Annotated in this window: 6 protein-coding genes and 1 pseudogene; 4 read left to right on the plus strand and 3 right to left on the minus strand. The window is 47.7% G+C overall.

The window, feature by feature from the left end:
• Positions 1-1,007 (plus strand): annotated as a pseudogene (locus A3751_RS00650) (hypothetical protein); the annotation flags it as partial.
• Here A3751_RS00650 and A3751_RS00655 read toward each other — a convergent pair.
• Both A3751_RS00655 and A3751_RS00660 read right to left on the minus strand, forming a co-directional pair.
• The gene (locus tag A3751_RS00655; protein WP_068451035.1) at positions 953-1,915 is read right to left on the minus strand and encodes an acyl-CoA dehydrogenase family protein; all 963 of its coding nucleotides are present in this window, start codon (positions 1,913-1,915) and stop codon (positions 953-955) included. The pseudogene A3751_RS00650 and the gene A3751_RS00655 overlap by 55 nt on opposite strands.
• Before the next feature lie 11 nt (positions 1,916-1,926).
• Positions 1,927-2,688, minus strand: a complete 762-nt coding sequence (locus tag A3751_RS00660; RefSeq protein ID WP_068451038.1) for an SDR family NAD(P)-dependent oxidoreductase — start codon at positions 2,686-2,688, stop codon at positions 1,927-1,929.
• Positions 2,689-2,894: 206 nt separating this feature from the next.
• Between A3751_RS00660 and A3751_RS00665 the strand changes: the two genes are divergently transcribed.
• Both A3751_RS00665 and A3751_RS00670 read left to right on the plus strand, forming a co-directional pair.
• The gene (locus A3751_RS00665) at positions 2,895-3,290 is read left to right on the plus strand and encodes a thiol-disulfide oxidoreductase DCC family protein (RefSeq protein WP_068451041.1); all 396 of its coding nucleotides are present in this window, start codon (positions 2,895-2,897) and stop codon (positions 3,288-3,290) included.
• Positions 3,291-3,340: 50 nt separating this feature from the next.
• A complete protein-coding gene (locus A3751_RS00670; protein ID WP_068451047.1) occupies positions 3,341-4,102 on the plus strand; it encodes an SDR family NAD(P)-dependent oxidoreductase in 762 nt (253 codons plus the stop codon).
• Positions 4,103-4,177: 75 nt separating this feature from the next.
• Here the strand turns inward: A3751_RS00670 and A3751_RS00675 are convergent, their stop codons facing one another.
• Positions 4,178-7,105, minus strand: a complete 2,928-nt coding sequence (locus A3751_RS00675) for a transporter substrate-binding domain-containing protein (RefSeq protein WP_197466065.1) — start codon at positions 7,103-7,105, stop codon at positions 4,178-4,180.
• Positions 7,106-7,369: 264 nt separating this feature from the next.
• On the opposite strand from A3751_RS00675, the gene A3751_RS00680 reads away from it, so the two are divergent.
• The coding region (locus tag A3751_RS00680) for an acyl-CoA dehydrogenase family protein (protein ID WP_197466066.1) at positions 7,370-8,338 on the plus strand (969 nt) is incomplete at its 3' end.

The following is an 8,338-nucleotide window of genomic DNA, read 5'->3' on the forward strand; positions in this document are numbered from 1 at the left end:
TGCAAGCGCGCTTCGACGAGGCGAATAATATCGCTTGGGCGAATCAGCTCACCGATGGCGGAGTAAATGTTATCTTTGGTGTTCCGGGGCTGAAGGTGCATTCAAAGCTCATATCTATTACGCGGAAGGAAGAAGGAAAGCTCCGTTACTACTCACACATTGGTACCGGTAATTTCAACGAGAAAACGGCAACCTTGTATACAGATTTCAGCTTGATCACGCGGGATCAAGAGATCGGAAAAGATGTCGCGAATGTGTTTGATTTTATTAGCTATACCTATCGTCGACATGATTATAAGCACTTGCTGCTCTCTCCTTTGACTCAACGAATTGGTTTGACAGAGCTGATTCATCAGGAGATTCGCAATGCGGAAAAAGGTCTTCCTGCTGAAATCCAAATCAAATGCAACAATCTGGTCGATGAACCTCTCGTAAAACTGCTTTATGCGGCCTCGAATGCGGGCGTAAGAATCCGCATTATTTGTCGGGGTATGATGTCCTTAGTCGCAGGCGTAAAAGGGGTTTCTGAAAACATTGAGGCTATTAGTATCGTCGATCGTTTTCTAGAGCATCCGCGCGTATACGCATTCCACAACAATGGTGAACCAAAATATTTTATCTCATCAGCCGATTTGATGACGCGTAATATTGATTTCCGAGTTGAAGTGACAACGCCAATTTACGACAAATCTCTTCAGCAAATGGTTCAGGATGTTCTCGATATCCAATGGTGCGATAACGTGAAGGCACGCGTGTTGGACCGTGAGCAGAGCAACCAGTATCGAACGTTCAAAATAAATGGTCGGGTGCGGTCGCAAGAGCTGATTCATACTTACTTCAGCGAGGGCGAACTACCTGCTCGTATAAAATCTGCCAGAGACCGGATGCAGCGTGAGCTTCAAAAAGCGGCGAAGACGCGAGCAAAGAAAATTGCCCGTGTTCAATCAGCGGCTCAAAAGTCTCTACGCAAAGAGTCTTCGGCTAAAAAGCGGTCTGACAAAAAGTAATCCCAAGCGTGTTGGGTTCTTATCGACTGTGCTTTTTCAGCTATCGAAAGTAAGGCTTTGTCTCGTCGCCAAGCCGCTTGAAAAGCAGGCATCGACTGCGTAATCAGCGGTTCTTGCAAGGCAACGATGTCCTCGAAAGACGCTTTGACCCCTGCCAATTGTAAGTGGCACGACGGCGCGCTTCGGTCTGCCGTTTCGAGCCCTTTGATCGACGAGACCAGGCTTAGTAAACGCACCGCAATATCTGTTTGCTTCTGATCTAGCGCCACACGGAGTCTCTGGGCTGTGAGAGCGGCAAGGATATGGATATCCTCTTCACTTCGAAATGGCTTGATCATGTCCTTGTACCCATCTCCATCGACGATATCCTCATCGGATAGGGTGACTTGGTTGAGAGCGAGCGCTGCATGGCTTAGCTCGGGAACAAAGGGAAGGGTTGGCAAGGCCTTCGCGTTGATTCCTGTTCGCTTCGCGTCTAACTTTACAATACGCACATGGGCTTGTTCAGCATTTGTTGTTTCACGAAGATCGACAGCGCTAATGAAAAGTACTTCGGCGTCTGTACCACCCGATACAAAGGATTTACTGCCGTTTAGAACAGTTTTGCCCTTGTGGCATGTTAGCGTTGTTTGCATTTCACGCGGTTTTTTCACGCCTTTTTCTGTATGGCACAGTGCAGCGATTGCTTTTCCGTCTAAACGGAACATGGACTCCATTGCGGATTGATACGCAGATGCAAACGCAAAACTTGTTTGTCGGAAGCAAAAACCGCTTAAAAGCGCTTTGTCGATGCTGTTTTTAAGCTCATTGGTTACACATTGATGACGTTCAAACCAGTCGGTCATCGAATTGATATTTTCGCTTAGTGGATCTGACCGGCGAAGCAGCCGGTCGATGATGATGCTCAATTCTGCTCTCTCTATTTTGGCGCCATGCGCAGTGCACAGTCTATTCGAATCACTTCGCCATTTAGTAAGGGGTTCTCGACCATTTCCTTTACAATGCGAGCGTATTCTTTCGGATCACCCAAGCGCTGTGGAAAGGGAAGTGTTGCTGCCAAACTTTCTTGAGCGGCCTCCGGAAGCGCCGCTAACATTGGCGTCATAAACAGTCCAGGCGCAATGGCAAGCACGCGAATACCGTAGCGAGCTAGCTCGCGCGCTGCAGGTAAGGTCATAGAGACGATACCACCTTTGGATGCAGAATAAGCGGCTTGACCGATTTGGCCCTCGTAGGCCGCGACAGACGCTGTGGAGATGATCACGCCGCGCTCTCCATCACCATTTGCTTCACGCTCCTGCATCTCATGAGCAGCAAGGCGCATAATATTGAATGAGCCGCTTAAGTTGACAGCAATGACTTTGTTGAAAAAATCCATTGCCATTGGGCCTTCTTTACCGAGAATCTTCGCCGGCACACCAATACCTGCACAGTTAACCGCGATACCAACGGGGCCATGTTGAGCGCGCGCTTGTTCAAAGCAAGCTTCGGCGCTTGCTGCACTGGTTACGTCGCAGTCAAACGCCAGGCCGCCGATGTCTTTGGCGACTTCTTGCGCCCGCTCCATTTGCACATCAAAGATGCTGACTTTTGCTCCCATCGCTGCGAGCATACGCGCAGCTGCTTCACCCAGCCCAGATGCACCACCCGTCACAATTGCAGGTACTCCGTTAATATCCATTAGTTCTACTTCCTCTCGAATTGGTTTTGTTATTTACATACGAATGGTTGTCGAATGTGAATCGCGAAGGGCATGATAGGGTGATATAGCGCAGCCTATCAAGCCTGAAGATTTGATAGGCTTATTTAAAATGATCCTGCCTGTACATGAGAACGTACCTTACGTGTTTGCGAAGAGTGCGTTTGAACGAGAAAGGACAACAGAATATGAGTGAACTCATCATTTTTTATGACAGTACCTGTCCGCTTTGCGCAAAAGAAATGCGCGCGTTGCAAGCCTATGACACGACAAAGAAGCTGCGTTTGGTGGATTTGCATAGCGAAGAATTCGCAAGCCATTATGGGCATGTTAATTTTGATGAGGCTATGCGCATTTTGCATGCGCAGCAGAATGGCAAGGTTCTGAAAGGGCTGGATGTCACGGCAGCGGCCTGGAGGGCAGTGGGTAAAAAACCGTGGGTACAACTATTGCGCTGGCCAATTATTCGCTGGTTTGCAGACAGAGCGTATGTTTTGTTTGCTGATAACCGATATCGCTTATCATGGATGCTGACCGGGCAGGCTCGATGTAATAATGGTGTTTGCGAAAGTAAGAAGAGTTAGTTTGTTCCCGTTCGGGGATAATCAATCGGCACAAGCAGGATAATATGGGAATGAATAGTTCAAACCGTGTTGCGATCGTTATTGGCGCCTCTGGTGGCATCGGTGGCGGATGTGTCCGTCAACTTTGTGCTGATGCAGACACTCAGACGGTTTTTGCCGTTTCTAGATCTCTTGAAGACGCCTCACCGCTCAACATCGCATCGGGAAAATCCAAATTAAGTTTGTTAAGGTCCGATAGCAGCAAAGCCTCGATGCTTCGAGTTGTTGAGCAAATTCGAACACAGCTTCCTATCGGGGGCCAGCCGGAGTTCGATATCGTGATTGCGACCGGTTTACTCCATAACGGCTCTTTGCAGCCCGAGAAGAGAATCGATACGCTGGATCGAGAGTCCGCGCTGGATGTGTTGGAAACGAACACGTTGATGCCGATGCTTTGGCTGCAAAGTCTATCGAGTTTGTTTGGCAAAAACGTGGTTGCGCGTGTTGCGGTACTTTCGGCGCGTGTTGGTAGCATTTCTGATAACCAACTTGGCGGTTGGTATAGCTATCGCGCATCAAAAGCCGCACTCAATATGATGTTAAAATCTCTGTCGGTCGAGTTTGGGCGTCGTTTTCCGAATGTAAAGCTACTCGCTTATCACCCTGGTACCACGAAGTCCCAACTTTCTGCACCATTTAGCTCAAACGTGCCTTCCAACAAGCTTTTTTCAAGCGACTTTTCTGCTGAGCGTTTGGTGTCAGTCATGCGGGACCAACCGTTGGATAAAACACTCTCCTTTGTGGCGTGGGACGGCGCACCTATCGAGTGGTAATGCGTGTTTCGTAAGCGCTCAGAAGCGAGAGATCATTGGATATCGGTTTCGGTGCAGATACGAGGCAGGTTTATACTAATCCGAACCCAAGGTTTTGTGCTCTTTGAGATAAGCTACTAATTGATCAAATGGCACGGGTCTGCTGAATAAATACCCCTGAACGGTGTCGCAGCGCATTGCGGCGAGCATAGTTGACTGTTCTTCTAGCTCAACACCTTCAGCAACGACTTCCATGCCTAGTTCATGCGCTAAATCGATCGTTGTTTTAACCAGTGTTCTGTCGTCGTTGTCTTCCGTCATGTCCCGGATAAACTCTTGATCGATCTTCAGGCTACCAAACGGGTATTTGCGGAGATAGCTCATAGACGAGTATCCGGTGCCAAAATCATCAAGCGAGATTTTCAAACCGAGTGCGGTTAATTCGTTCAGCGCGGTAACAACGTAGTCATATTCATTGAGAAGAACGCCTTCGGTAATCTCAAGTTCAATGTTTTTGAAATCAATTTTACAGGTCTGAGCGCCAGTGCGAATCCACTCGACAAGTTCTGAATCTCTGAATTGAAGAGGCGAGAGGTTGATCGCCATCGTAAAGTCACGCTTAAACATAGCTTGGAGCTCCGAAAGCTTGGTGAGCGCCTGTTCGTAGACGAACTGTCCGATGGGAAGAATGAGTCCGGTGGATTCCGCGATCGGAATGAAGTCTCTTGGGCTTACTTGCCCTAGCTCTGGATTGTTCCATCGAACCAATACTTCAAAGCCCGTAATGTCTAAGTCGGGAAGGCTTAGTTTGGGTTGGTAGTAGCATTCAATCTCGCCGAGTTGTAAAGCTCTGTGCAGTTGCTCGGTATATTGCAGTCTGGTTTCGACCTCTTGGTTCATGTCTGCGGTAAAGAACGAATAAATGCTGCGCCCCATATCTTTAGAATGGTACATGGCGGCATCGGCGTTACTGAGCAGAACAGAGGATGTTTGTCCATTATCCGGATAAATAGAAATACCAATACTTGCGGATACTTTTAAGCGTCGGTTCTCGATATTGAACGAGTTTTTAAATTCGAGAAGTATCTTATCGGCGACTCGGCTAAAGTTGCCCTCGCGCCCTTTTTCTTTGACGAACACAACAAATTCATCACCTCCTAAACGACCGACAAAGTCATCACTATGGAGTACTGACTTGAGGCGGATCGCTGCGTCAATCAATAGTGCATCTCCGGCTTCGTGTCCCATTGAATCATTGATGCTTTTGAAGTCATCCAGGTCAATGAACATGACAGCGAAGCGGCTGTTTTCCTCTTGCGCCTGAGCGCGCAGCTCGTCCAAATACTCAAGGCAGCGCAGACGATTGGGGAGGTTGGTTAATGAATCGTTATGGGCTTGATGTTGTAACTCCGAGGTTCGCTCTCGAATTTGCCTTTCAAGTACTCTGTTCCAGCAAACGACGAAACAGATTATGGCTAGCGCGATTAGGGCAATCCAGATGATCGTGTTGTAGTTCACTTGATGTTCAAACTTAACCGACATCCAGCGATTAAAAACTTCATCGCGTTGCTCTTCACTAATGCTATTCATCGCTTTTTGCATGATGAGCGCAAGCTCGGGCCAATCATGTCGGATGCCAAGCGTGAGATCATAGTTGAAGTCTGTGTTTCCAGACATGCGAATGTCGCTGATATTATGCTTGTTGATGTAGTAATTGATGATGCCAAGATTGCCTACAAGTGCATCAGACTTTTTGTCTGCAAGCACCTCCAAACCTTGGGAAACACTCTCTACACCGATCAGGAATAAGTCTGGGTAACTCTCTGATAAATATTCCTCGGCGGCTGAACCGCTCAAAACAGAGACCTTCCTTCCTTTTAGATTTTCTAACTTACCAACGTAAGGATTGTCGCTTCGCGTGAAGATACTGATCGGCATAGAAATAAAAGGATCTGTGAAAATCGTAAAGTTTTCGCGGCTCGATGTGCGCGCAAAAGAGCTCATGATGTCGATCTCTTTTCTTTTAAAGGCTTCTAAACCCTCGCTCCAAGGAATAAACGTTTCATACTCAAATTGGACACCAAGCTGTTCCTCAAGCAGTTTCCAATAGTCTGACGAAATGCCTTGAAACCTGCCGAACTGATCTTCGTATTCGATTGGGGCCCATGATGCGTCTACGGCGACTTTTATGGTTTCCTTTGACTGCAGCCATGCGCGCTCCTGTTCTGTTAGCGCAAGCTTTATATTTTTTGACCTATCTGAGACTTGCAGCCATTTCTGTCGAAGATGAATGCGTGATTGCTCAGGGAGCGCGCGTAATGCTTTACGAAACATAGCGTTCAGCTCGGGCCAATCATTACGAACGGCAATGCGAATGGGTTCGCCAACTTCCATGCCAGGAAAATCCGGATTACCCGCAAATTCCAGGTTCGGAAACCCATGAATGTTTATTAGATATGCCGCAACTGCACTGTTTTCGAGAAAGGCGTCCGCTTCGCCGAATGAGACTTTTTTCAGTGCCTCAATTGGCGTATCTACCAACACTAATTCAACTTGTGGGTGGTCTCTAGAGATAATCTCTTCATAGTCGTAACCACGCACAACCGCGACTTTTTTGCCATAGAGGTCGCGATAGTTATTGAGGAACTCGGTTCCTTCGCGAATGATAATGGAGCGGAGCGTGTTGAGATAAGGCTGTGAGAACAAGGCATGTTTTTTGTGCTCGGGTGTAATCTCATAGGCTGTTAGAACATCAAGCTCTTTGTTCTCAAACTTGGTGGTTAGTGCATCCCAAGATTCATCTTGAATAAAGGCAAGCTCAATACCAAGCATGTCGGCAAGTTCGCGCAGTAAATCCATGCTGTAGCCACGCGCCATGCCATTTTCATAAAAATCGAATGGTGGCCACGCGAGATCGTTGCCAACCTTGATAACAGGATTTGCGGCAAGCCAGGCTTCTTCTTCTGGGCTTAGGTCAATCGTCGGCTCAGCATGAACGTGAAACGTGATGAGCGCGAACAGCATTACCATTGCCATAAGCGTTCGATGGCCTAGGCTGCGAACGCATGCGCTTATCGTTAACAAGTCTGTTCCGTTGGGTGTTTTCAATATGGTAACCGGTTGTTGGCGCTCAGCGTGTTGCGCTTACGTCTTTTTTTAAATTATGAACGTCACTTTACCTCTTAAGAATAGCGTAAATTGAGCTATTTACTGAAATTGGCAATTCCACTGACCTAATTTCGTAAACCTTGCGTAATAGCAGTACACAACAACGAATAGAGGTGAATTGTGAATCATTACAAAGCTCCTTTAGAGGACATGTACTTTGTTCTCTATGAGATTTTGAAAGCTGGCAACATAGCCAACATTGAACAGTTTGAAGATGCGACCGAAGACATGCAGCGTGCTGTACTAGAGGAAGCAGCAAAGTTATCAGAGAATGTCCTTCAGCCCATTAACGCGTCTGGCGATAGGGAAGGGTGTCAATATGATCCGGAAACGAAAGCGGTCACTACTCCCGCTGGTTTTAAAGAAGCCTATCAGACCTATCAACAAGGAGGCTGGAGCGGTTTAGCAACGCCTGTTGAACATGGTGGCCAAGGCCTTCCGCATTTTTTGAAAGTGGTCGTAGACGAAATGTGCTGTTCGACCAATTTGTCGTTTGGCATGTATCCAGGCTTGTCGCATGGCGCTATCGATGCACTCACTATCCATGGTAATGAGCATCAGCAAACCTATTTTTTACCGAAACTGGTGGCCGGTGAATGGACTGGCACGATGTGTTTGACCGAACCGCACTGCGGAACAGATCTAGGCTTGATCAAAACCAAGGCAGAGCCAAACGCAGATGGGAGTTACTCGATCACAGGTAACAAAGTATGGATTACCGGCGGCGAGCATGACCTGGCTGAGAACATTGTGCATCTAGTTTTGGCGAAATTGCCGGACGCGCCAGCGGGCAGCAAGGGCATTTCCCTTTTTGTCGTTCCTAAGTTCATGGAAGACGGGTCGAGAAATCCTGCCTTTTGTGGCGGACTGGAACACAAAATGGGGATCAAAGCATCCGCTACGTGTGTGATGAACTTTGAAGGTGCGACNGGCTGGCTCGTTGGTAAAGAGAACGAAGGCCTTAAGTGCATGTTCACGATGATGAATGCCGCGCGCATTATGGTTGGAATGCAAGGTCTCGGCTTGGCTGAAACCGGTTATCAAGTCTCGCTTGCGTTCGCGAAAGACCGCTTACAGAGTCGCTCGCTT

The organism is Oleiphilus sp. HI0080 (genome assembly GCF_001635135.1).